Annotated in this window: 1 protein-coding gene; it reads right to left on the bottom strand. The window is 49.2% G+C overall.

Going from position 1 to position 1,140, the window contains the following annotated elements; genetic code table 11:
- On the bottom strand, window positions 1-1,042 hold a 1,042-nt coding region (locus PX481_RS03925; RefSeq protein WP_288093733.1), incomplete at its 3' end, for a proton-conducting transporter transmembrane domain-containing protein.
- Window positions 1,043-1,140: the final 98 nt, after the last annotated feature.

Genomic DNA, 1,140 nt, shown 5'->3' with positions numbered 1-1,140 from the left:
TCATCAGGTGGAATAATCCCGCACTATAAGCGCCGATACCCATAGCCATAACCATATAACCCAATTGGGAGATGGTGGAATAGGCTAAACCCTTTTTGATATCATTCTGGGTGAGGGCGATACTTGCCCCTAGGAAGGCAGTAAAGGCCCCCGTCCAAGCAATTACCGTCATCGCCGTGGGAATTGGCTCAAAAACGGGATACATCCGAGCAATCAGGAAAACTCCAGCGGCCACCATGGTGGCGGCGTGAATCAGGGCCGAAATCGGGGTCGGACCTTCCATAGCATCCGGTAGCCAGACATGAAGGGGAAATTGGGCTGATTTGGCCACCGGTCCAAGGAAGACTAAAACGGCGAATAATGCCGCTAAACTGCCGGCAATGGCTCCAGAAGAGACTAATTCCTCTAGACGTTCACCCATGACATCAAACTCGAAGCTGCCAGTGGCCCAGAAAAGACCCAGCATTCCCAGTAATAAGCCAAAATCGCCGACGCGGTTGGTAACAAAGGCTTTTTGACAGGCATCGGCGGCCGCCGGACGAGTGAACCAGAAACCTACCAGCAGATAGGAACACATCCCCACCAATTCCCAGAAAACGTAGATCTGGACGAGGTTGGGACTGATGACCAAACCGAGCATAGAACTGCTAAAAATGCTCAGATAGGCGTAAAAACGCACATAACCGGGGTCATGGGCCATGTAACCATCGGTATAAATCATCACCAAAAAGGCCACGGTGGTGACGATAACCGACATTAAAGCGCTGAGGTGATCGATCGTATAACCCATTTTCAGGTGAAAGTTACCCGCCGATGCCCAATCGATCATTTGGTTGTAGGGAGCGTGTCCATTGATTTGACTCCACAGCAGCGCAAAAGAAAGCACCATCGACGCGCCGAGGGTAGAAATGATCAATACAGCATTTACCTGTCGCAGACGATTGGTGACTTCATTAAAGGAAATTAAGCCCGCGCCGACTAGGGTAGCGCCTACCAAAGGCAGGACGGGAACTAGCCACGCGTACTGATAAAGCGGTTCCATTCAGTAATACCTAGTTTACAACTTCACACTATTTGGTTTATCTTCATCTATTGTGACATAGGTTAATTCTTAAGAAAGTGTTTATACCTAGTTTTGCT

The organism is Microcystis sp. M53603_WE2, assembly GCF_030065435.1.
The sequence above is the reverse complement of the archived record's forward strand: the minus strand, read 5'-3'. Positions and strand labels throughout refer to the sequence as shown.